Source organism: Klebsiella sp. GB_Kp047, from assembly GCF_040065235.1.
GTDB lineage: Bacteria > Pseudomonadota > Gammaproteobacteria > Enterobacterales > Enterobacteriaceae > Klebsiella > Klebsiella quasipneumoniae.
The window spans coordinates 147912-170675 of the sequence record NZ_JBEAJG010000030.1; the positions used below are offsets into that span (position 1 = coordinate 147912).

The 22764-nt window shown below is 58.8% G+C and carries 20 protein-coding genes; 6 read left to right on the top strand and 14 right to left on the bottom strand.

Annotated features, from left to right (window positions below):
- Window positions 1-70: 70 nt before the first annotated feature.
- Window positions 71-2572 carry a phosphoenolpyruvate--protein phosphotransferase gene (ptsP, locus tag ABLV76_RS12520; protein WP_114505849.1) on the top strand — a complete coding sequence of 834 codons (2502 nt, stop codon included), beginning with the start codon at window positions 71-73 and terminating at the stop codon, window positions 2570-2572.
- 37 nt (window positions 2573-2609) lie between these two features.
- On the opposite strand, the gene ABLV76_RS12525 is transcribed toward ptsP, so the two are convergent.
- From ABLV76_RS12525 to ABLV76_RS12545, 5 genes are all read right to left on the bottom strand, one after another.
- Window positions 2610-3575 (bottom strand): PDR/VanB family oxidoreductase, encoded by a 966-nt coding sequence (locus ABLV76_RS12525; protein WP_004201466.1) that lies wholly within the window; start codon window positions 3573-3575, stop codon window positions 2610-2612.
- Between the two features lie 56 nt (window positions 3576-3631).
- Window positions 3632-5080, bottom strand: coding sequence for an NAD-dependent succinate-semialdehyde dehydrogenase (locus ABLV76_RS12530; protein ID WP_004201467.1), 1449 nt, complete (start codon window positions 5078-5080; stop codon window positions 3632-3634).
- 18 nt (window positions 5081-5098) lie between these two features.
- Window positions 5099-6223, bottom strand: a complete 1125-nt coding sequence (yeaW, locus tag ABLV76_RS12535; protein ID WP_004201468.1) for a carnitine monooxygenase, oxygenase subunit YeaW — start codon at window positions 6221-6223, stop codon at window positions 5099-5101.
- A gap of 36 nt (window positions 6224-6259) precedes the next feature.
- Entirely contained in the window at window positions 6260-7867 is a 1608-nt protein-coding gene (locus ABLV76_RS12540) for a BCCT family transporter (RefSeq protein ID WP_004201469.1), read from the bottom strand.
- A gap of 522 nt (window positions 7868-8389) precedes the next feature.
- Window positions 8390-9475 (bottom strand): tartrate dehydrogenase, encoded by a 1086-nt coding sequence (locus ABLV76_RS12545; protein WP_194007464.1) that lies wholly within the window; start codon window positions 9473-9475, stop codon window positions 8390-8392.
- A gap of 82 nt (window positions 9476-9557) precedes the next feature.
- On the opposite strand from ABLV76_RS12545, the gene ABLV76_RS12550 reads away from it, so the two are divergent.
- Window positions 9558-10520: a LysR substrate-binding domain-containing protein gene (locus ABLV76_RS12550; RefSeq protein ID WP_008805923.1), complete on the top strand. Its 963-nt coding sequence runs from the start codon at window positions 9558-9560 to the stop codon at window positions 10518-10520.
- Here ABLV76_RS12550 and ABLV76_RS12555 read toward each other — a convergent pair.
- From ABLV76_RS12555 to puuD, 4 genes are all read right to left on the bottom strand, one after another.
- On the bottom strand, window positions 10517-11797 hold the full coding sequence (locus tag ABLV76_RS12555; RefSeq protein WP_004201473.1) for an FAD-binding oxidoreductase: 1281 nt from the start codon (window positions 11795-11797) through the stop codon (window positions 10517-10519). The genes ABLV76_RS12550 and ABLV76_RS12555 overlap by 4 nt on opposite strands.
- 2 nt (window positions 11798-11799) lie before the next feature.
- Window positions 11800-13287, bottom strand: a complete 1488-nt coding sequence (gene puuC, locus ABLV76_RS12560) for an aldehyde dehydrogenase PuuC (protein WP_119620808.1) — start codon at window positions 13285-13287, stop codon at window positions 11800-11802.
- 321 nt (window positions 13288-13608) lie between these two features.
- A complete protein-coding gene (gene puuR, locus ABLV76_RS12565; protein ID WP_002898590.1) occupies window positions 13609-14166 on the bottom strand; it encodes an HTH-type transcriptional regulator PuuR in 558 nt (185 codons plus the stop codon).
- A gap of 25 nt (window positions 14167-14191) precedes the next feature.
- Complete coding sequence (gene puuD, locus ABLV76_RS12570; RefSeq protein WP_025999163.1) at window positions 14192-14944, bottom strand: gamma-glutamyl-gamma-aminobutyrate hydrolase; 753 nt, start codon at window positions 14942-14944, stop codon at window positions 14192-14194.
- Between the two features lie 225 nt (window positions 14945-15169).
- On the opposite strand from puuD, the gene ABLV76_RS12575 reads away from it, so the two are divergent.
- Both ABLV76_RS12575 and ABLV76_RS12580 read left to right on the top strand, forming a co-directional pair.
- The gene (locus ABLV76_RS12575; protein ID WP_002898595.1) at window positions 15170-16591 is read left to right on the top strand and encodes a glutamine synthetase family protein; all 1422 of its coding nucleotides are present in this window, start codon (window positions 15170-15172) and stop codon (window positions 16589-16591) included.
- A 353-nt stretch (window positions 16592-16944) separates the two neighbouring features.
- On the top strand, window positions 16945-18336 hold the full coding sequence (locus ABLV76_RS12580) for an APC family permease (RefSeq protein ID WP_023289089.1): 1392 nt from the start codon (window positions 16945-16947) through the stop codon (window positions 18334-18336).
- Between the two features lie 118 nt (window positions 18337-18454).
- On the opposite strand, the gene ABLV76_RS12585 is transcribed toward ABLV76_RS12580, so the two are convergent.
- A complete protein-coding gene (locus ABLV76_RS12585) occupies window positions 18455-18577 on the bottom strand; it encodes a small membrane protein (protein ID WP_002898600.1) in 123 nt (40 codons plus the stop codon).
- Between the two features lie 256 nt (window positions 18578-18833).
- Here ABLV76_RS12585 and ABLV76_RS12590 point away from each other — a divergent pair, with 256 nt between their 5' ends.
- Entirely contained in the window at window positions 18834-19055 is a 222-nt protein-coding gene (locus tag ABLV76_RS12590) for a hypothetical protein (protein ID WP_004201478.1), read from the top strand.
- A gap of 19 nt (window positions 19056-19074) precedes the next feature.
- Here the strand turns inward: ABLV76_RS12590 and ABLV76_RS12595 are convergent, their stop codons facing one another.
- Complete coding sequence (locus tag ABLV76_RS12595) at window positions 19075-19863, bottom strand: SDR family oxidoreductase (RefSeq protein WP_282861525.1); 789 nt, start codon at window positions 19861-19863, stop codon at window positions 19075-19077.
- 115 nt (window positions 19864-19978) lie between these two features.
- The gene (locus ABLV76_RS12600) at window positions 19979-20428 is read right to left on the bottom strand and encodes a helix-turn-helix domain-containing protein (protein WP_064794430.1); all 450 of its coding nucleotides are present in this window, start codon (window positions 20426-20428) and stop codon (window positions 19979-19981) included.
- 152 nt (window positions 20429-20580) lie between these two features.
- Here ABLV76_RS12600 and agp point away from each other — a divergent pair, with 152 nt between their 5' ends.
- Window positions 20581-21828 (top strand): bifunctional glucose-1-phosphatase/inositol phosphatase, encoded by a 1248-nt coding sequence (agp, locus tag ABLV76_RS12605; RefSeq protein ID WP_023317888.1) that lies wholly within the window; start codon window positions 20581-20583, stop codon window positions 21826-21828.
- Between the two features lie 65 nt (window positions 21829-21893).
- On the opposite strand, the gene ABLV76_RS12610 is transcribed toward agp, so the two are convergent.
- Together ABLV76_RS12610 and wrbA are read right to left on the bottom strand one after the other, a co-directional pair.
- The gene (locus tag ABLV76_RS12610; protein WP_008805934.1) at window positions 21894-22121 is read right to left on the bottom strand and encodes a YccJ family protein; all 228 of its coding nucleotides are present in this window, start codon (window positions 22119-22121) and stop codon (window positions 21894-21896) included.
- Window positions 22122-22141: 20 nt separating this feature from the next.
- Window positions 22142-22738, bottom strand: coding sequence for an NAD(P)H:quinone oxidoreductase (wrbA, locus tag ABLV76_RS12615; RefSeq protein ID WP_002898704.1), 597 nt, complete (start codon window positions 22736-22738; stop codon window positions 22142-22144).
- Between the last annotated feature and the right edge of the window lie 26 nt (window positions 22739-22764).

Here is a 22764-nt window from a genome sequence, read left to right on the forward strand (position 1 = left end):
TATCACCTAGTCCCCGGCCCCTTCATTCATTACCTTTTGGGTAAATAATGGATTGCTCAGGAGGAAGACGATGGCTCTGGTCATTGAATTTACATGTGATTTGCCAAACGGCGTGCATGCGCGTCCGGCCAGTCTGGTCGAAACGCTGTGTAACCGTTTTTCATCGGCGATTGAGTGGCGCAATCTGCGCCGCGAGACCAGCGGAAATGCCAAGAGCGCGCTGGCGATCATCGGCAGCAATACCCTGAAGGGCGACGCCTGCCAGCTGGTCATTCATGGCGAAGATGAAGCCGACGCGTTCGCCGCCTTAAGCGCCTTTATCGAAAATGAATTCCCGCAGTGCGACGCGCCGCTGCCCGCTGCGCATGCGCTGGAGATCCAGCCGGTGCCTGCGTCGCTCTCGCGGCTGAACCCGACGCTGTTTCATGCCCGCCCGGTGTGCGCCGGCAGCGCGGGGGGCAGGCTAATACACCTGAAATCCCGCGATCTGCATGCGCTGGGGGAACTGCCGGGCGCCGTCGCTCCTGAACAGGAGCAGGCGGCGCTGGATAATGGCCTGCGCCTGCTGGTAAAAGATATTGAGCTGCGGCTGCTGGACAACGACGGCACCGCCAGCGCAATCCTCGATGCCCACCGCTCGCTGGCGACGGATGCCTCGCTGCGCCAGCACCTGCTCGACGGCATTCTTACCGGCCTCAGCTGCGCGCAGGCGATTGTCGCCACCAGCGACCACTTCTGCGCACGGTTCCGCGACTCCGGCAACACTTATCTACAGGAGCGGGTGCTCGATGTGCGCGATGTCTGCTTCCAGCTGTTGCAACATATCTATGGCGAAGCCCGCTTTCCGCCCCCGGGCCAGCTGCGGGAGGCCGCCATTTGCCTTGCCGACGAGCTGACCCCCAGCCAGTTTCTCGAACTGGATAAAGCGCATCTCAAAGGGCTGCTGCTGCGCGGCGGCGGCACCACGTCGCACACCGTGATCCTCGCCCGCTCGTTCAATATTCCGACCCTGGTGGGGGTTGACCTCGACGCACTGTTGCCGTGGGAGGGTACCCAGGTGCAGATCGACGGCACCGCCGGACTGCTGGTGGTGGATCCGAGTCCGGCGGTGGCGCGCTACTATCAGCAGGAGGCGTGGGTTCAGGCGCAGATCCAGCAACAGCAGCAGGTATGGCTGGATAAGCCAGGGCAGACGGAAGACGGTATCCGCGTCGAGATCGCGGCGAACATCGCCCATTCGGTAGAGGCGGTGGCGGCATTCAACAATGGTGCGCAGTCGGTTGGCCTGTTCCGCACAGAGATGCTGTATATGGACCGGCCCGGCGCGCCATCGGAAGATGAGCTTTACAACATCTTCTGTCAGGCGCTGGAGCCTGCCGCCGGGCGCAGCATTATTGTGCGGACTATGGATATCGGCGGTGATAAGCCGGTGGCCTATCTCAACATTCCTGCGGAAAATAACCCCTTCCTCGGCTACCGCGCGGTGCGCATCTATGAAGAGTACCAGGCGCTGTTTCATACTCAGCTGCGGGCGATTCTACGCGCCTCGGCGCACGGCGCGCTGAAGATCATGATCCCGATGATTTCCTCCATGGAAGAGATCCTGTGGGTGAAAGAGCGGCTGGCGGAGGCCAAACAGTCGCTGCGCGTTGAACAGATCCCGTTTGATGAAAAAATCCCGCTGGGCATCATGCTGGAGGTGCCGTCGGTGATGTTCATCATCGATCAGTGCTGCGAAGAGGTGGACTTCTTTAGCATCGGCAGCAATGACTTAACGCAGTATCTGCTGGCGGTCGACCGCGATAACGCGAAAGTGACGCGCCATTACAACAGTCTCAACCCGGCCTTCCTGCGTGCGCTGGACTATGCCGTGCAGGCGGCGCACCGGCAGGGGAAATGGATCGGCTTGTGCGGCGAGCTGGGGGCCAAAGGTTCGGTGCTGCCGCTGCTGGTCGGTCTCGGTCTGGATGAACTGAGTATGAGCGCGCCGGCGATCCCGGCGACCAAAGCGCGTCTGGCGCAGCTGGACAGCCGCGCCTGCCGTCAGCTGCTGAATCAGGCGATGCAGTGCCGTACCTCGCTGGAGGTGGAGCATCTGCTGGCCCAGTTCCGTATGCGCCAGCAGGAGGTGCCGCTGGTGAGCGCCGAGTGCATTACGCTCAACAGCGACTGGCGTAGTAAGGAAGAAGTGCTGAAGGGGATGACGGATAACCTGCTGCTGGCCGGTCGCTGCCGCTACCCACGCAAGCTGGAGGCTGACCTGTGGGCCCGTGAGGCGGTGTTCTCCACCGGGCTTGGCTTTAGCTTCGCCATACCGCACAGTAAATCCGAGCATATTGAGCAGTCGACCATCAGCGTCGCCCGGCTGGCGCAGCCGGTGATGTGGGGCGATGAAGAGGCGCAGTTTGTGATTATGCTGACGCTAAACAAGCACTCGGCGGGCGACCAGCATATGCGCATCTTCTCGCGGCTGGCGCGGCGCATTATGCATGCGGAGTTCCGTCAAGCTCTGGTCTCCGCGCAGAGCCGCGAAGATATCGCGCAACTGCTGCGCCGCGAGCTGGAACTGTAATTGTCTCTCCGGCCAGCGGCGCTGGCCGGAGAGCGAGTTATAAATCCAGCACTAACCGGCCGCCTTTGGCGCGCGAGCAGCAGATCAGCATACTCTGTTGGCTGGCTTTCTCTTCCTCGCTGTAATACTGATCGCGGTGGTCCGCTTCCCCTTCCAGAATCATCGTTTCGCAGGTGCCGCACACCCCTTCGCGGCACAGACATTCCACCTTCGCCGCTTTGTTATTCTCAATAACCTGCAAAATGGTCATGTCCTGCGGTACGGTAAATTCGCGTCCGGAACGCGCCAGCACCAGGGTAAACGCCTCTCCGCCTTTATCCTCAACGATAAACTGCTCAAAGTGCAGTTGACTGGCGGGCACCTGATGGCGTTCGGCGGCGGCTTTCACCGCCTCGTTAAGCGCCGCCGGGCCGCAGGTATACACGTGGGTTCCGGGCTCGAGGTCGGCGAACAGGCGCGGCAGGTCGAGACGGCTGCCGAGCGCTGATACATGAATATTGACCCGATCGCGCCACGGCGCGGCGCTGAGCGCATCGACGAAAGCATTATTGTCGGCGTCGTGGAAACAGTAGTGCAGCTGCCAGTCGGCCTGCTGTTGTTCCAGTTCCGGAATATGCGACAAGAATGGCGTAATGCCGATACCGCCGGCGATCAGCAGATGTTTTCGCGCCTGTGGTTCGATGGCGAACAGGTTGTTGGGCGTGGACACCGTCAGGGTATCGCCCGGGCGCACCTGCTGGTGCATAAAGCGCGAGCCGCCTTTGGAAGGCGACTCAAGACGCACCGCAATCTGCCAGCTGGTGGTATCCAGCGGCGAGCTCATCAGCGAATAAGCATTGCTGTAGCGCTGCTCGCCATCCTGCATCTGGACGATAATATGGCTACCGCCGCTGAATCCCGGCAGCGGGGCGCCGGTCGACGACACCAGCGTAAAACGCTTCACCTGGGCGGTGATCTGTTCAACATCGCGAACGATCGTCTCAAACATTTGATAATCAGACATCGCTGAACTCCATCAAAAATCCCGGCGTGGCCAGAGCCGCCGCCGGGAGAATACATTTATAACCCCTGGCAGAGATACTTCATCTCCAGGTAATCTTCGATTCCGTGTTCCGAGCCTTCGCGGCCAAGACCCGACTGTTTCACCCCGCCAAATGGCGCGACTTCGTTGGAAATCAGTCCGGTATTGATGCCGACCATGCCGTATTCCAGCTGCTCGGAGACGCGCCAGATACGGGCGGCATCGTTGCTGTAAAAATAGGAGGCGAGACCGTAGATGGTGTTATTCGCCTGCTCGATGACCTGCTGCTCATCGTCAAATTTCACCAGCGCCGCCACCGGGCCGAAAATCTCTTCCTGCAGCAGCAGTGACCCCGGTTGTACGTCGCCGATCACCGTAGGGGTGAAGAAATTACCGCCCAGTGGGTGCGCTTTACCGCCGGTTAACAGCGTGGCGCCGCGGCTCAGGGCGTCGTCGAGCAGGGACTGGACTTTGCGCCCGGCGTCGGCGTTGATCAGCGGGCCAATCTGGACATCGGACTCGCTGCCATCGCCCACTTTCAGGGCGGCGACGCGGGCGACGAATTTATCGCAGAATTGGTCGTAGACGGCGCGATGAATATAGAAGCGATTGACGCAGACGCAGGTTTGCCCGGCGTTGCGGAACTTGGCGATCAGCGCTCCCTCGACCGCTTTATCGATATCGGCGTCATCAAAGACGATAAACGGCGCGTTACCCCCGAGCTCTAAAGAGAGCTTTTTGATGGATTCCGCGCACTGGCGCATCAGCACGCGGCCAACTTCGGTCGAGCCGGTAAAGGAGAGCTTACGCACCCGTTCATCGCCGGTGAACACCGCGCCAATCTCACGCGACTGTCCGGTGACAACGTTAATAACGCCCTGCGGGATCCCGGCCTGATTCGCCAGTTCCGCCATCGCCAGCGCGGTAAACGGCGTTTCGTTGGCGGGCTTTATCACCATCGTACAACCCGCGGCCAGCGCCGGGCCGGCCTTACGGGTGATCATCGCCGCCGGGAAGTTCCACGGGGTGATCGCCGCGCAGACCCCCACTCCCTGGCGGATCACCATCAGGCGTTTATCGGCGCCGGGGGAGGGGATTATCTCGCCGTTGGCACGTTTCCCTTGTTCGGCAAACCACTCGATAAATGAGGCGGCATAGGCGATTTCGCCTTCCGCTTCCGCCAGCGGCTTGCCCTGCTCGGCGGTCATTATCTGCGCCAGCGCGGTCTTGTTTTCGAGGATCAGGCGGTGCCAGTTCTTCAATAACGCGGCGCGCTGGGCGGCGGTAAGCGCGCGCCATGCCGGCAGCGCGGCAGCGGCGGCATCCACCGCCTGCTGCGCTTCCGCCCGACCCATATTGGGGATCTGGCCGAGCGTCGCGCCGGTGGAAGGGTTGCTGACGGCAAGCGTCGTGCCGTCGGCGGCGTCGCGCCAGCTTCCGGCAATCAGCGCCTGCTGGCGAAACAGATCTGAGTGAAACACGGACATAGCCAACTCCTTCAACGATTACGGCTGGAACACCTGGGCCACCAGATTGTGGAAATGCGCGATACCGTGCTCGGAGATACCGCTGCCGCTGTTATCCGCCATAATGCGCCCCTGGCCGCGATAGCCGCGGGACTTCAGCCCCTTCTGCACGCTTTCCACCAGGCGTAAATCTTCCGGGCGGAACACGTCGCGATACCACTCAATCAGCGCTTTCTGATCGTCAGTCAGCTCTTCGTTGGTGAAATAGATGTCGTAATTCTGCAGAGTGGTCTCTTCATCCACCGGGAATTCATAGATCACGGTCATCATGCCCTTGATCGGCGTCACGTTGAACATGGTGCACGGCCACAGCCAGAAACCGTGGAACGCGGCGTCGGTACCTTCTTCGAATTTAAACGACTGCTCGGACGGCTTGGCGAAGCCATACTGCAGCGTCCATTTGCCGTGCATGGTGTGCCAGTAACGGTCAACCTGTACGGAATCCGAGAAGCCCGGGTGCGCCGGGCCGCAGTGGTAACATTCCAGATAGTTATCGACGATATTTTTCCAGTTCGCCGGGGTGAGAGTGGTAAAGCGCGCCGCCAGTTTCAGATCATGCACGTCCGGGCAGGCTTCCAACACTTTGTCCTGCAGGCCCGGCAGCTGCGTTTCCACGCTCTCTGCTTGCGGGTTCATATTGATAAACACAAAGCCGGCATACTCTTCCAGGCGAACCGGCACCAGCTGCGCCTTTTCGCTATCGAAATTCGCCACGTTTTCGCAGTTGCGGGCGTGGGCGAGATTGCCGTCAAGCTTGAAGGCCCAGGCGTGATAGGGGCAGGTAATCACGTTTTTGGCTTTACCTTCACCGCTCAGCAGCTGGTGGCCGCGGTGCGGGCAGACGTTATAGAAAGCGCGCAGAATGTTGTCGCGGCCGCGGACGATAACGATATTTTCGCCAATGATCTCCCGGGTGATGTAGTCGTTCGGCCGGGCGACCTCGCTGCCGTGGGCGACGCAAATCCAGCTATTGGCGAAGATGCGCTCTTTCTCGTGTTCAAACGCCTGGCTGTCGGTATAAAAACGGGCCGGAATGGTCCAGGCATCCTGCGGATTGGCGCAAAAGTTAATCGGCAGAGTAAAGTCAGGGCTCAAATTGCTCATGTAAGGTCACCTTGTGATTATTGTCAGTAAGAGGTTTTACAGCGACTGGCCGTCGCCTTTGAGTACCGTGCCAACCGGTAGCGTCTCGGCTTTAATCATTGGCTCGGGCGTATGGGTTTCTATCTGATTGACCGGCACGTGGGCGTAGTCCTGTTTTAGCCAGCGCACGAAGCCGCCGGTTTTAATCAGTAAAATGGCCAGGAATGGTAGGGCGGTCAGCACCACGGTGGTTTTCATGGTCTCAAGCGAAGCGCCGGTAAACAGAATCGATAGCGGGATGAGGGTGATTACCACGCACCAGAACAGGCGCATGCCGCGATCCGGATCGTCGCCTTCGCGCAGGTTGCGGGTGCTGGTCGCCGCCATGGTGTAGGCCACCGCATCCATGTGCGAGGCGAGGAAAACAATCATCACGAACAGATAGGCGGCGAGGAACAGCTTACCTGCCGGCAGCGACATCAGGACCTGCTGGACGGCGGTTTCGCCGCCAAGAGTCTGCATCACCTGCGGTACGTTAATCACGCCGTTAACGAACTGGTGCATGGCGTAGCTTTCCATCACCCCAAAGAAGAACCAGCAGCCGGCGGTGCTACCAAGGAGCAGTCCCCATATCACCTCTTTGATTTTGCGCCCGCGGGAGACGCGGGTGACGAACATCGCCACGCCCGGGGTATAGGAGATCCACCACAGCCAGTAGAAGACGGTCCAGTTGCGGGTAAAGGCGCCGTCGCCGAGGGGATCGGTAAACAGGCTCATCTGCAGGAAGTTCTGAGTCGTCAGGCCGACGGCGTTAATGATGTTATTGGTGATGAATTCGGTCGGGCCAACCAGTAATACCACCAACGGCAGCAGAAATGCCCCCCAGCCGACCATTTTGCTCAGGCGCTGCAGGCCGTTGTTGATGCCAATCCACGAACTCATGCAGAAAATACCGCCGGAGAGCAGGATCACAAACGCCTGCACGGTGAAGTTATCCGGCAGCCCGGTCAGCGCTGACAGGCCGCGGGTGAAGGTAGCGGCAGTGACCACCAGCGAAATGGTTAACGCGCCGACGGTAGCGATCAGGAACATCAGATCGACCAGACGGCCCCAGAAGCCCTGCGGACTCACTCCGGTGATCGCTGAAATGATCCCGGAGAGGCTGAGGCCTTTATTTTTCCGCACGTGGAAGTGATAGGCCATGATCAGCGAGGCGAGAGTGTAGGTCGCCCAGGCGCTAACCCCCCAGTGGAAGAAAGAATAAGGGATGCTGTATTCCAGCGCTTTCGGCGATTGCGGGGCAATGTTCAGGCCCGGGGTCTGGTAGTAATAAGCCCATTCGGCAACGCCCCAGTACAGCGTGGAGGAGCCGAGCCCGGCGCAGATAAACATAAACAGCCATGAGAGGGTACTGTATTCGACTTTACCTTCGCCGAGACGGATATTGCCGTATTTGCTGGTCGCCAGATAGAGCACCAGTCCCAGCGCCAGCAGCACCAGTACCTGTACCGTGGAACCCAGCAGGCGGGTCACGCCGTTAAAAATCGAATCAGCCGCCTGCGCGGTTTGCTGCGGGAAGAGACTTAATGTAGCGGCGATGAAAACAATGGCCGCCAGGCTGATGGCAATCAGCGGCACATCTTTTTTCTTTACGTTGCTCAACATGGGTGATCTCCTGGGCATGATTGCCCGTCGGTGGCTTTAGCCTGTCGTTGTTATCACGCTGTAGGGTCAAGGTTCGTAGCAAAAGCTATTAACAATCGGATTATTTCTTCGTTACATGAATTAAACAATTGGCCGTTTCGTGAAGCAATAAAACACGGAACGGAAATAATAAAAGGTGAATTGGCGCAGGTTCTGTCTTTTCAGGAATTAATAAAGTTTGCCGCTGTGATGCGGTCCACTTGTCAATCGTGGGGGATTCTGCATAGCGAAAAGAGAGGGAAGTTGGCGCAGGTCTTCCCGGGTAGCGGCTGCGCCTTACCCGGGCTACGGTCCGTGCGGCCTGCCTTTAATGTATTCACCATTGTTGCTGAAACTGCCGGTGTTGGCGGCCTCAACATCGCTGAGACGTTCCCGGCAGGTCGGGGCAGCCCGCAGGGATGCGGGCTGAGGGCCGTGTTTTTACATTATCGTGCCTTTTGTAGCCCCGGTAAGCGCCGCGCGACCGGGGAGCGGCTTGGGTAATTACGCCAAAATGGCTTTGCAGATAGCGTCGCTGACCTGTTGCGTTGACGCGCTGCCTTTCATATCCGGGGTTTTCGGCCCGCTGGCAATCACCTGCTCAATCGCCGCCAGAATGCCGTTGTGCGCGTCGTGATAGCGCTCATCGCCGTTGCCGAGGAAATCGAGCATCATCGCCCCGGCCCACACGGTGGCGATCGGGTTGGCGATATTTTTACCATAGATATCCGGCGCCGACCCGTGAACCGGTTCGAACAGCGACGGGAAGGTGCGCTCCGGGTTGAGATTCGCCGATGGCGCAATACCGATGGTGCCGGTACAGGCCGGGCCGAGATCGGAGAGAATATCACCGAACAGATTGGAGCCGACGACCACGTCAAACCGCTCCGGCTGCAGCACGAAGCGGGCGCACAGGATATCGATATGCTGCTTGTCCCAGCGAACATCCGGATAGTTTTTGGCCATCTCTTCCACCCGCTCATCCCAGTAGGGCATGCTGATCGCCAGACCGTTGGATTTGGTTGCGGAGGTCAGCGTTTTGCGTGGGCGGCTTTGCGCCAGTTCGAAGGCGTAGCGCAGGATCCGGTCCACGCCGCGGCGGGTAAAGACCGACTCCTGAATCACCACTTCATGCTCGGTGCCTTCATTGGCGCGCCCGCCGAGGGCGGAATATTCGCCTTCGGTATTTTCGCGCACCACGTAAAAATCGATATCGCCGGCCTTTTTGCCCGCCAGCGGGCAGGGGACGCCGGGGAACAGACGCACCGGACGCAGGTTGACGTATTGGTCAAACTCACGGCGGAACTTCAGCAGCGACCCCCACAGCGAAATGTGGTCGGGAACGGTATCTGGCCAGCCGACGGCGCCGAAGTAGATGGCATCGAAGCCCTGCAGCTGCTCGCGCCAGTCGTCCGGCATCATCTTGCCGTGATGGGCATAATATTCGCAGCTTGCCCACTCCATCTGCTCGAAGCTCAATGACAGATCCCACCGCTGTGCGGCGGCTTGCAGCACGCGAATCCCTTCAGGCAGAACTTCTTTGCCAATTCCGTCACCCGGGATGGCGGCAATACGATAGTTTTTTTTCATTCCGGTTCTCACTTTTTAGCGATGATGTTTGACCACCTGCCTATCCTATAATTGACTGGTTCATAATTAATCACGCTAACTGGTGAAACATAAAACACAGATCATGAATAATCTGCCGCTGCTAAATGATTTACGCGTCTTTATGCTGGTCGCTCGCCGGGCCGGGTTCGCCGCCGCCGCCGAAGAGCTTGGCGTATCACCGGCGTTCGTCAGCAAGCGGGTTTCGCTGCTGGAGCAAACCCTGAATGTGGTGTTGTTGCACCGGACCACCCGCCGGGTCACCATTACCGAGGAGGGGGAGCGGATCTACGAATGGGCGCAGCGCATTTTGCAGGATGTCGATGAGATGATGGACGAGCTTTCCGACGTGCGCCAGGTGCCGCAGGGAACGCTGCGTATTATCAGTAGCTTCGGCTTTGGTCGCCGAGTGGTGGCCCCGGCGCTGTCGGCGCTGGCCCTTCAGTACCCGCAGCTGGAACTGCGTTTCGATGTCCAGGACCGGCTGGTGGATTTAGTCAATGAAGGGGTGGATCTCGATATTCGCGTGGGCGATGATATCGCGCCGAATCTGATTGCCCGCCAGCTGGCGGCCAACCACCGCGTGCTCTGCGCCTCGCCGCAATTCCTTGCCCGCCATCCACCGCCGAAACAGCTGAGCGATCTGGCCGCCTTACCCTGCCTGGTGATTAAAGAACGCGATCATCCGTTTGGCATCTGGCAGTTGCACAGCAAAGAGGGGCAGCATGCCATCAAAGTGACCGGGCCGCTGTCGTCCAACCATGGTGAAATTGTGCATCAGTGGTGTCTGGACGGGCAGGGGATTGCGTTACGTTCATGGTGGGACGTCCGGGAGAATATCGCCAGCGGGCATCTGGTGCATGTGCTGCCGGAATTCTTTCAGCCTGCCAACGTCTGGGCAGTCTATGTCTCCCGGCTGGCGACGTCGGCTAAAATTCGCACCACTGTGGAGTTTCTGCGCCACTACTTTCAGCAGCACTATCCGCAGCATGAGCCGACGGCCAGCGCCGTCGGCAGAGGCGATTAAACCCCCAGGCGGTCGCGCAGACTGTAGTAGGCGGCGCCCATGGCGGTGAAGGGAATGCGCAGGCTGCGGCCGCCCGGGAACGGGTAGTGCGGCAGTTTGGCAAAGGCGTCGAAACGCTCAGCGTCACCGCGCAGCAGTTCCGAAATCAACCGTCCGGCGAGGTGGGTACAGGTGACCCCATGCCCGCTGTAGCCCTGCATGTAGTAGATGTTGGTATCGAGGCGACCAAACTGCGGCATCCTTGAGAGGGTCAACAGGAAGTTGCCGGTCCAGCGGTAGTCGATTTTCACCCCTTTCAGCTGCGGGAAGGTTTTCAGCAGCTTCGGCATAATCAGCCGTTCCACATCGTCCGGGTCGCGGGCGCCGTAGACCACGCCGCCGCCATACAGCAGGCGGTTGTCGCCGGTGAGGCGGTAGTAATCCAACAGATAGTTACAGTCTTCCACACAGTAGTTTTTCGGGATCAGCGAGCGAGCGACCTCCTCCGACAGCGGAGCGGTGGTGACCACCTGGGTGCCGCAAGGCATGCTGCGCTTCGCCAGCTCCGGCTCCAGTTTGTCGCCGAGATAGGCGTTGCCGGCGACGATCACATAGCGGGCAGTGACCTGGCCGCGGGCGGTGCTGACCACTGCCGGAGTGGAGTGCTGAATGCGGGTGACCGGCGACTGCTCATAGACCCGGCCGCCGTTCAGGCGAATGGCGTCCGCTTCGCCGATGGCGAGGTTGAGCGGATGAATATGGCCGCCGCTGTGGTCGAGCAGGGCGCCGACGTAGCGGTCGCTGTCCACTTCGCGACGAATCGCCTCTCTGTCCAGCAGCTCCAGCTGCGTGTTGCCGTAGCGCTCCCAGTTGGCTTTCTGTTCTTCCAGCGTCTCCAGCTGTTTGTGATTCATCGCCACGAACAGGCCGCCCGGGCGATAATCGCACTGGATCTGGTAGCGCTGGATACGTTCACGAATAATATCGCCGCCTTCGAACATCATGCTACCGAGCATTTTAGCGGCATCCGGGCCGTAGTTTTTTTCAATCACGTCGATATCGCGGCTGTAGGAGTTAACCAGCTGACCGCCATTGCGGCCGCTGGCGCCGAAGCCGATGCGCGCCCCTTCCAGCACCACCACGTCGTAGCCCATTTCGGCCAGATGCAGGGCAGAGGAGAGGCCGGTGTAGCCGCCGCCGACGACGCAGACGTCGCAGCTTATCGATTCGTCCAGCGTCGGAAAGGGTTCATATTTGTTGGCGCTGGCGGCGTAATAGCTGGTGGTATGTTCGGTCATGATTAAGACTCCAGGGCAATCCAGATGGTTTTCAGTTCGGTGAATTTTTCCAGCGCGTGCAGCGACTTATCGCGTCCGTTGCCGCTCTGTTTGTAACCGCCGAAGGGGACGGTCATATCACCATCGTTATAGTTGTTGACGAAGACCGAACCGGCCTTCAGGCGGCGGCTCATGCGGTGGGCGCGTGAGAGATCGCGGGTCCATACCGCCGCGCCGAGGCCGTAGTCGCTGTCGTTGGCAAGCCGCAGCGCCTCGTCTTCGCTTTTGAAGCGAGTCACCACCAGCACCGGGCCGAAGATCTCTTCCCGGCTGAGGGAGGAGGCCGGGTCGACGTCAACAAAAATGGTCGGGCCGACGGCGGCAGGCCACGGATTTTTCCGCCCGTCGAGGAACAGCGTGCTTTTGCTTTCGCCGCCGCGAATAAAACTGTGCACGCTGTCGGCATGGGTGTTGTCAATCAGCATGCCCATGGTGGTGTTTGGGTCGAGCGGGTTGCCCGGCTGCCAGCGTTGCGCTTCGGTTTTCAGTCGTGCCAGGAACTCGTCGGCGATGCTCTCCTCCAGCAGCAGGCGGGTGCCGGCGATGCACACCTGCCCCTGGTTGTAGAAGATGCCGCCGGCGGTGGCGCTGACCGCTTTTTGCAGATCAGGGCAGTCGGCGAAGACGATGTTGGCGCTCTTGCCGCCCGCTTCCAGCCACACGCGCTTCATATTGCTGTCGCCGGCGTCTTTCAGCAGCTGTTTGCCGGTGCGGGTGGAGCCGGTAAAGGTAATGACCTCCACGTCAGGATGCAGGGCCAGCGCCTGTCCGGCTTCGTGACCAAAGCCGCTGACCACGTTCAGCACGCCGTCCGGCAGGCCCGCCTCTTTCGCCAGCCCGGCGAGGCGCAAAGCGGTCAGCGGCGATTTTTCCGAGGGCTTAAGGATCACGCTGTTGCCCGCCGCCAGCGCCGGGCCGAGCTTCCAGCAGGCCAGCAGCAGCGGGAAGTTCCACGGCACCACCGCGGCGATGACGCCAATCGGTTCGCGGACGATCATCGCCAGTTCGTTGCTGCCGGTAGGAGCCACTTCGCCATAGACTTTATCCAGCGCTTCGGCATACCAGCGGATGGCGCGGGCGGCGCCGGGAATATCGTCGCGCAGGCTGTGGCGAATCGGCTTGCCGGTGTCCAGCGTTTCCAGCAGCGCCAGCTCTTCGCAGTGGGCCTCCATCAGGTCGGCAAAGCGTGTGAGAACCGCTTTACGCTGCGTGGGAGCGGCCTGTGACCAGTCGCCGTTATCAAAGACCCGACGCGCGGCCTTCACCGCCAGCTCAACGTCGGCTTTTTTGCCGCGAGCGACATGGGCTAACGTGTGCTGCGCGGCAGGGTCAATGGTTTCAAAGGTGGTATTATCGACCGCGGCGCAATATTCGCCGTTAATAAATAATCGTGTTTCAATGGCCAGGCTTTTCGCTTTTTCCTGCCAGTAAGCCAGGTGCTGAAAATTCATCATGACTCCTTAAAAAACATTATCGGCAAATTAATCACATCGGCGTTTTCAGGCTGCACGGGGGCGCTGCGCCAGGCGCAGGGCATAGTGTATCCCCGGAGTTGAATACCGTTTTATCACCCTAAATTTCGACAGGTTGTCTGCATGCCGAATAATTCAGGGGTGAGTCGCCATTCACGGCGTTAATTATTTCAGGGCCAGCAGGAAATAAGATTCCCTTCCGGCACCAACGTTATGACTGCGAGTTTTTCGCGGCGACGAAAATAAAATTTCCGCCGCCGCAGGTCTGAAGAAAGCCTGAAGCTCGTTCAGGCTAAATATTCAGAATGTGGTGGGGGTGTGGGCACTGATGATGCGGCAGATGCCTGCCGAGGTGTTGCTGAAGCTGTGCGGGATGCCGGTATTAATGGCATAGCTCTGTCCAGCCACCAGGTGGTACGACTGACCGTTAATCGTCAGCACAATCTCACCCTCCAGTATGGTGCCTATCTCCTCACCCTGATGCTTGATCCTCTCCCCGGTCGTGGTTCCAGGCTGGTAAGTTTCAAAAATCATCGCCAGCGTACGGTTCGGATTTCCGTTATGAACCAGCTTCATGGAAACGCCCTGACTGCCCATTTCGATAAGGTCATCCTGATTAATGACCACCTGGGGTTCGTCCGGCTTTTCGGGTTCAGAAAAGAATTCCGAGAGCGACAGCCCATAGACTTTCAGCAGCTTTTGCAGCGTACTGATGGCAGGACTGACTTTGTCCTGCTCTATGGTGCTGATGGCACTATGTGTTAACCCAGACAGTTCGGCGGCACGACGCTGCGAAAGACCCAGCTGTTGGCGGATCTCTGACAGACGTTTCCCTGGCGCCAGTCCGTCATCGCTCATATTTGCATTTCCTTAACGGTAGTGGTCAGCGCCGCCGCTTTTCAGCATGATGGCCCTGACAGGCGGTGATAAAACCATCAAACAACATACGCGACAGGGCGTATTCGCTACTGTTCCATTCAGGATGCCACTGTACGCCCAGCGCGAAAGGGTGATCGTTCACGCTGACCGCTTCCACCAGTCCATCCGGCGCTCGCGCCTCCACGCGCAGCTGCGGACTGAGGGTTTTTGCCCCTTGCCCATGTAGCGAGTTTACCCAAAACGTGTTGCAGCCCGGTATCAATTGCGACAGCAATCCTCCTTCCTGAACCTCAACCTGATGGGACGGCGCATACTGCTGCTCGACGGGCAGTTCAGGATCTTCGCGATGCTCCAGCAGCTCAGGCTGCTCGAACAGACGACGATACAGAGTCCCACCGGTGGCGACAACCAGTTCCTGCAGTCCACGACAGATGGCGAAAATGGGGATGCGCCTTTCGAGTGCGGCGTTAATCAGCGCCATGCTCAGAAGATCACGCCCGGGGTCGGCGTCAGGCTCATCGCCGTTTTCACCATAAAGGTGCGGCTGCACGTTACTGGGGCTGCCTGGCAGGTATATCCCATCCAGTTTATCGACTAACGCGTTCAGCAGATCCGGCTCTGCCAGCGCATGTGGCAGGGCGATCGGCAGTCCGCCGGCGTTAACAATTGCATTCAGGTACTTTTCTTGCAAGGTTTGGGTCTGGTGACCCTTAAGCCTGTTTCTACACATCACGACGCCAATAACTGGCTTGTACATTATATTTTCCATGATCGCCCTCACAAAGTGGACTAAATTATGACCGCTATAGCGGGTTTAACGGCCATATCGTTCAATATTTTCTCAATCTAGCAGTGGAAATAGCCCTTTGCAAACTTAATTTAACATTTGACAAACAATTTATTTGCATACACAGTCGATGGGGTGGACATTATATTTAACGGTCTGAGTGCAGGACCGAAACCAAACCAACGGCGGTGAATCATGGAAACCAATATCGTAGAAGTTGAGAATTTTGTTCAGCAAACGGAAGAGAGACGGGTCAGCGCGTTCGCGAAAGAAGTGAAGCGCTACCTCGAAACCTACCCTGATACCCAATATGTCGATGTCCTCCTCACTGACCTGAACGGCTGCTTCCGCGGCAAGCGCATCCCGGTTGCCGGCCTGAGCAAGCTGGAGAAAGGCTGTTATTTCCCGGCTTCGGTGTTTGCGATGGATATTCTCGGCAACGTCGTGGAAGAGGCCGGTCTGGGCCAGGAGATGGGCGAGCCGGATCGCAGCTGCATTCCGGTGCCCGGCACCTTAACGCCTTCAGCGGCCGATCCGCAGTCGATAGCCCAGGTACAGTTGACCATGGTTGATGAAGATGGCGCTCCCTTTGACGTTGAGCCGCGGAACGTACTCAACCGCCTCTGGCAGCAGTTGCGCCAGCGCGGGCTGTTCCCCGTGGTAGCGGTAGAGCTGGAGTTCTATTTACTGGACCGCAAACGCGATGCCGAAGGCTACCTGCAGCCGCCGTGCGCGCCGGGCACCGACGATCGCAACACCCAAAGCCAGGTCTACTCGGTCGATAACCTGAACCACTTTGCCGACGTGCTCAACGACATCGACGAGCTGGCGAAACTGCAGCTGATCCCCGCCGACGGCGCGGTGGCCGAAGCCTCGCCGGGCCAGTTTGAAATCAACCTCCACCATACCGATAACGTGCTGGACGCCTGCGATGATGCGCTGGCGTTAAAACGTCTCGTGCGTTTAATGGCGGAGAAGCATAAGATGCACGCCACTTTTATGGCTAAGCCTTATGAAGAGCATGCGGGCAGCGGAATGCATATCCACATCAGCATGCTGAACAATAAAGGGGAAAACGTGCTGGTGGACGGCGACGGGGAAGACTCCGCGCTGCTTAAACGCGCGCTGGCCGGGATGATCGATCTGATGCCGGCCTCGATGGCGCTGCTGGCGCCGAACGTGAACTCGTATCGCCGCTTCCAGCCAGGGATGTATGTCCCGACGCAGGCTTCCTGGGGGCATAACAACCGTACCGTGGCGCTGCGGATCCCATGCGGCGAGCGGCAGAACCACCGCGTGGAGTATCGCGTGGCGGGGGCGGACGCCAACCCGTATCTGGTGATGGCGGCGATTTTCGCCGGCATTCTGCACGGGCTGGATAACCCTCAGCTGCCTTTGCAGGAAGAGGTGGAAGGTAACGGCCTGGAACAAGAGGGTCTGCCGTTCCCGATCCGCCAGAGCGATGCGCTGTGGGAGTTTATGCAGAACGATCACCTGCGTGAGCGTCTCGGCGAGCGTTTCTGCCACGTTTTCCATGCCTGCAAGCATGATGAATTACTGCAGTTTGAGCGTCTTATCACAGAAACTGAAATTGAGTGGATGTTGAAAAACGCCTGATGGTCGCCCCGCAAGGGGCGCATGAGTTGAGTCATGAGTAGCATCATACGGCCTGAGCGGAGCCTGGTCGTCCTTTTTGCTGGGAGCCCAGCCATTTCCCGGATGTCGCGTTAAGGAGCGCAGGCGGCAACGGGGCTTCAGTTAACGACACAGTGTGTGACGAGGAAATGAGATGATGCAGATGTTCAAATATCCGCAGGGAGAGGGAGGCCGCTCAGGCCGCATTGGATGCCAGCCAGCAACCGCTCACCGGTCCGTCTTACCCTTTTATTTATGCCTTATCCCCTTGCTAAGCAGGTTTGTCACGCGAACGTTGTGTCCGCAAACTGTTATCCGCAAGGGGGGAATGGGCGATGGCTATTAATCTTCCTGCGCATAACGCCGCTCAGGCGGGCAGACCGCGTCTGCGTAAATCCCTCAAACTCTGGCAAGTGGTGATGATGGGGCTGGCCTATCTGACGCCGATGACGGTGTTTGATACCTTCGGCATCGTCTCCGGTATCAGCAACGGCCACGTCCCGGCGTCGTATTTGCTGGCGCTGGCTGGCGTGCTGTTCACCGCCATCAGCTACGGCAAACTGGTGCGCCAGTTCCCGGAAGCCGGCTCCGCCTACACCTACGCGCAAAAATCCATCAGTCCGCACGTCGGCTTTATGGTCGGCTGGTCCTCGCTACTGGATTATCTGTTCCTGCCGATGATCAACGTCCTGTTGGCGAAGATCTATCTCTCGGCGCTGTTCCCTGAGGTGCCGCCATGGGTGTGGGTGGTGACCTTTGTCGCCATTCTGACCGCCGCAAACCTGAAAAGCGTTAATCTGGTGGCGAACTTCAACACCCTGTTCGTGCTGGTGCAGATCTCGATTATGGTGGTATTCGTCATTCTGGTGGTTCAGGGGCTGCACAAAGGCGAGGGGGTAGGGACCGTCTGGTCGCTGCAGCCGTTTATCAGTCAGAATGCGCATCTGATCCCGATTATTACCGGGGCGACCATCGTCTGCTTCTCGTTTCTCGGCTTCGACGCCGTGACCACACTGTCGGAAGAGACGCCTGACGCCGCGCGGGTGATCCCGAAGGCTATTTTTCTCACCGCGATGTACGGCGGCATTATTTTCATCGTCGCGTCGTTCTTTATGCAGCTGTTTTTCCCGGATATTCATCGCTTTAAAGACCCGGACGCCGCGCTGCCGGAGATTGCGCTGTACGTGGGCGGTAAGCTGTTCCAGTCAATATTCCTCTGCACCACCTTTGTTAACACCCTGGCGTCCGGCCTGGCGTCCCATGCCAGCGTCTCCCGTCTGCTGTACGTGATGGGTCGCGATAACGTCTTCCCGGAGCGCATTTTCGGCTATGTGCATCCGAAATGGCGCACCCCGGCGTTGAACGTGATTATGGTGGGTATCGTCGCGCTGTCGGCGCTGTTCTTCGACCTGGTGACCGCCACCGCGTTAATTAACTTCGGCGCGCTGGTGGCCTTCACCTTCGTTAACCTGTCGGTGTTCAACCACTTCTGGCGTCGCAAGGGGTACAACAAAACCTGGAAGGATCGACTGCACTATCTGCTGCTGCCGATGGTCGGGGCGTTGACGGTAGGGGTGCTGTGGATCAACCTCGAGGCCACTTCCCTGACGCTCGGCCTGGTGTGGGCGGCGCTTGGTCTGCTGTATCTGGCTTATCTGACCCGACGCTTCCGTAAACCGCCGCCGCAGTTCGATGCCGCCAAGGCGGAGCAGGCCTGGGAGTCCTAGAACCTGACGCTGAAACCGAACGAAGGCAGGCCCGCAGGCCTGCCTTTGTTTTTGGTTCGGTAAGGGACAGTACAGGATGGTAAAGCAATCAGCAGAAAACGGCGGAGAACGGAAGGTATTATTTCTTCTTTTTATGGACAGGTAACTGACTGGCGCGCCGCTCTTTGAGGTACGACACCAGGCTGTAGATGGCGACGCCCAGCAGCGCCACCGCGACGATAAAGAGAATAAGACCCGACATAGACCAACCTAATATTCTGTTTAGAAAGGGAAAAAGATACAGGGCTCTGTGTGAAGATAACATCGGGATATGTCTGAAAGATGACGCCTCATCGCGAGAATAACTGCTGTCGGGGTTGTGATAAAATATTTCCCGCAGGAATGTGACAGCCTGGCTTTCAGCTGAAATGGCGTAACACTCCGTTAAGTGATTTTACAGAAGTGCGGCCAGCAACGGGTTACGCTGACCGCGAATAAGAATGATCTGAGAGTAAGACATGTATAAGACAACCCTCAGCCTGCTGGGCGTGGCGCTGGCGCTGACGGCCTTCGCCAGTCAGGCTGAAAATGAACGTCAGGCGAGCCGCGAGCGGATCGTGGAGCAGGTCCTGAAACCCTGTGAAGGCAAAAAAGCGGGCGATAAGGTAGTGATCACCGATCGCCGCGGCGGGGAGCACGAGGCGATCTGTACCCTGGCGGCGGTTCCGCTGCCGGAATAATGCCCGCCGCCGGGGCGAATTAGCGATACCGCGGCGCCGGTTGCCCGGTTCGCGCGCTGGTAAACAGCGCCAGTCGCGTCTGCTCGAAAGCCTCCCACAGTCCCAGATCATGCACCGGCGGTAAGGTGACCTTTTCCCCCATTTCGAGTCCCTTGAGAGCGGCGTCAACCAGATCCTCGGTGGTCATTACCGTACCGGTGGGCAGGGCGTCGAGCGCCACGCCGGAGGTCGGCCACAGATCGGTGGCGGTCGCCGCCGGCAATACCGCCTGAATACGCACGCCGCTGTCGGCGAACTCATCCTGCAGGCCACGGGTAAAGCTCAACACCCAGGCTTTGCTGGCGCTGTAGACCGCGCTGCCCGGCAGCGTATGCAGCGCAAGAATAGAGGCAATATTGATCAGCGTTCCGCGGCCCCGGGGAGTGAAAGCGGCCAGCGCGGCATAGCTCAGGCGCAGAAGCGCGGTGGTGTTGAGCGTATGAATCGCCTGGTGCTCGCGCGACGTGCTGGCGAGAAAGCCCGCCATTTTTGCCGTCCCGGCGTTGTTGATGAACAGGTCAACGGCGGGATCCTGCTGCAGACGCTGCTCCACGGCTTCAATGCCTTGCTCCTCGCTCAGGTCGGCCTTGAGGATGCTGGCCCGGATGGCGTAGCGTGCCTGCAGTTGCCCGGCGAGCGCCTGCAGCCGATCTTCACGACGGGCGGCGAGGATCAGATCGTAGCCGCGGGCGGCAAGTCGTTCGGCATAGATCGCGCCGATACCTGAGGAAGCGCCGGTGATAAAAGCAGTGTGCGATGACTGGGACATGAGTATTGCCTCTTAAAAGGTTGCATGATTAAACCAAATTCAGCATGAGATACTTGGTTTAATAATGCAACTATTTTGCCGGGCTTTTTTTATTTCTGCCTGCCGCGGGCCGCGTTTAGTCGTTCAGCGGAACGGCGATGGTGATATCCGTCGGGGCCAGCTCACGGCCATCCGCCGCCTGCAGGACCAGCTTACGCAGGGGCTGGCGCTGCTGGCGGTCAATGAGCCGCGTCGCCGGTTCGTCCGGGTCGAACAGATAGTCGTCCGCCCACTGGGAGAGGGCGACCAGCACGGTCTGCAGGGCGCGGCCCTTATCGGTCAGGACATACTCCTGCCAGGCGCTGCCGTCGGAGGCCGGCTGCAGGCGCAGGATGCCTTCATCCACCAGCATTTTCAGCCGCCCGGCGAGCATATTTTTGGCAATGCCGAGGTTTTTCTGGAATTCGCTAAAACGGCGTACCCCGCGGAGGGCATCACGGACGATAAGCAGCGACCACCAGTCGCCGATAACGTCGAGGGAGCGGGCGACAGGACAGCAGCTGTTTTCCAGACGGGTACGTTTCACGAAAGCCTCCAGGTTAGTTGTTTCATTATAAAACTATTTGGCCGGCAGAGGAAATTTTCGGCTCCGGTCTAAGTTTGCGAGCGAATGCCAGGAAAAATGGCCTAAATCCGTCACAATTAACCCGATGATAATAAATGACTAAGGATGAAGGGATGAAAATACGTCTACTCGCCGCCGCCGTAGCCGGCGCGGTCATGTTATCCGCTGGCGCCCAGGCGCAGGACACGGCCGCCCCAGAGGGGTATCAGCTGCAGCAGGTGCTGATCATGAGTCGTCATAACCTTCGCGCGCCGCTGGCCAATAACGGCAGCGTGCTGGAGCAGTCCACCGCCAAAGCCTGGCCGCAGTGGGATGTGCCGGGCGGCCAGCTGACCACCAAGGGAGGCGTGCTGGAGGTGTATATGGGCCACTATATGCGCGAATGGCTGGCGCAACAGAAGCTGGTGACCAGCGGGGAGTGCCCGCCGGAAAACGCCGTTTACGCCTACGCTAACAGCCTGCAGCGCACCGTCGCCACTGCGCAGTTCTTTATCACCGGCGCGTTCCCGGGCTGCGGCATTGCGGTGCATCATCAGCCGCAGATGGGCACCATGGACCCGACCTTCAACCCGGTTATCACCGACGACTCCCCGGCGTTTCGCGAGAAAGCGCTGCAGGCGATGGAAAAAGAGCGCCAGGGGATGCAGTTGACCGAGAGCTACAAGCTGCTGGAGACAATGATCGATTACCGCAACTCGCCCTCCTGCAAAGAGAAGCAGGTCTGTTCCCTGAGCGAGGGTAAAGATACCTTTAGCGCCGGTTATCAGCAGGAGCCGGGGGTATCCGGGCCGCTGAAGGTGGGCAACTCGCTGGTGGACGCCTTCACCCTGCAATACTATGAAGGCTTCCCGAAAGATCAGGTGGCGTGGGGGGAGATCACCAGCGATAAGCAGTGGCAGGTGCTGTCGAAGCTGAAAAACGGCTACCAGGATAGTCTGTTTACCTCGACGGCAGTGGCGCAAAATGTGGCCAAACCGCTGGTTAAATATATCGATAACGCGCTGGTGGGCGAGGGAGCCAGCAAGGCGAAAGTCACCCTGCTGGTGGGACACGACTCGAATATCGCCTCACTGCTGACGGCGCTGGACTTTAAGCCCTATCAACTTCCTGGCCAGTACGAGCGCACGCCTATCGGCGGCAAACTGCTGTTTCAGCGCTGGCACGACAGCGGCAGCAACCGCGATCTGATGAAGATTGAGTATGTCTATCAGAGCACTGAGCAGCTGCGTAATGCCGACCCGTTGACGTTACAGACCCCGCCGCAGCGGGTCACGCTGGCGCTTAACGGCTGCCCGGTCGATGACCAGGGATTCTGCCCGCTGGAGACCTTTAAAAAGGTGATCAACGAGGCGGCGAAATAATGAAAAAACCCGGAGCAATCCGGGTTTTTAGCAGGTTAGGGTGAGACTCAGCAGGGATAAACACCCTATACGTTTTTACGCTCAATCGTCTGTTCACCCCAGAACAGCGCATCTTTATCGGTTTTGGCAAAGGCCAGCGCCAGCACTTCGTCGCTGCCTTCCTCCCAAATTTGCTCAGCCAGTTTTTCATCGTAGTGGGCAACTTCGAAAATCGCCTCGGCGATCTCCGGCGAGGTGTTACGTAAACTTGCCCATTCGCCGACGCGATGTGCTTTTGCTTCTTGAGTTGGCATAGTGCTCCTCCTGCGGAAGATTAGCCGTGCAGTTTAACGGCCAGTTTGGCGACATGTTCACCCTGATAGCGGGCGATGGCTAACTCTTCCTCGCTTGGCTGACGCGAGCCGTCGCCGCCGGCAATAGTGGTGGCGCCATAAGGCGTCCCGCCGCGGACCTGGGAGATGTCGAACAGCTCCTGTGCGCCGTAGCCGATTGGGACGATGATCATCCCGTGGTGGGCCAGCGTCGTCCAGGTGGAGGTAATGGTTTGTTCCTGGCCGCCACCGGTGCCGGTTGAGCTGAATACGCTGGCGATCTTACCGTACAGCGCGCCGGATGCCCACAGGCCGCCGGTCTGATCGAGGAAGGTGCGCATTTGTCCGGACATATTGCCGAAACGAGTCGGGGTACCAAAGATGATGGCGTCATACTCAGCCAGCTCCTGCGGCGTGGCGACAGGCGCGTTTTGCGTTTTCCCGCCTGCTTTGGCAAACGCTTCTGCCTGCATGGTTTCCGGCACGCGCTTCACAACCACCTCAACGCCGTCCACCCGGTTCGCCCCATCGGCGACGGCGTGAGCCATGGTTTCAATGTGTCCATACATGGAATAATAAAGCACCAGAATTTTAGCCATTTCCATCACTCCTCGGTTGCATTATA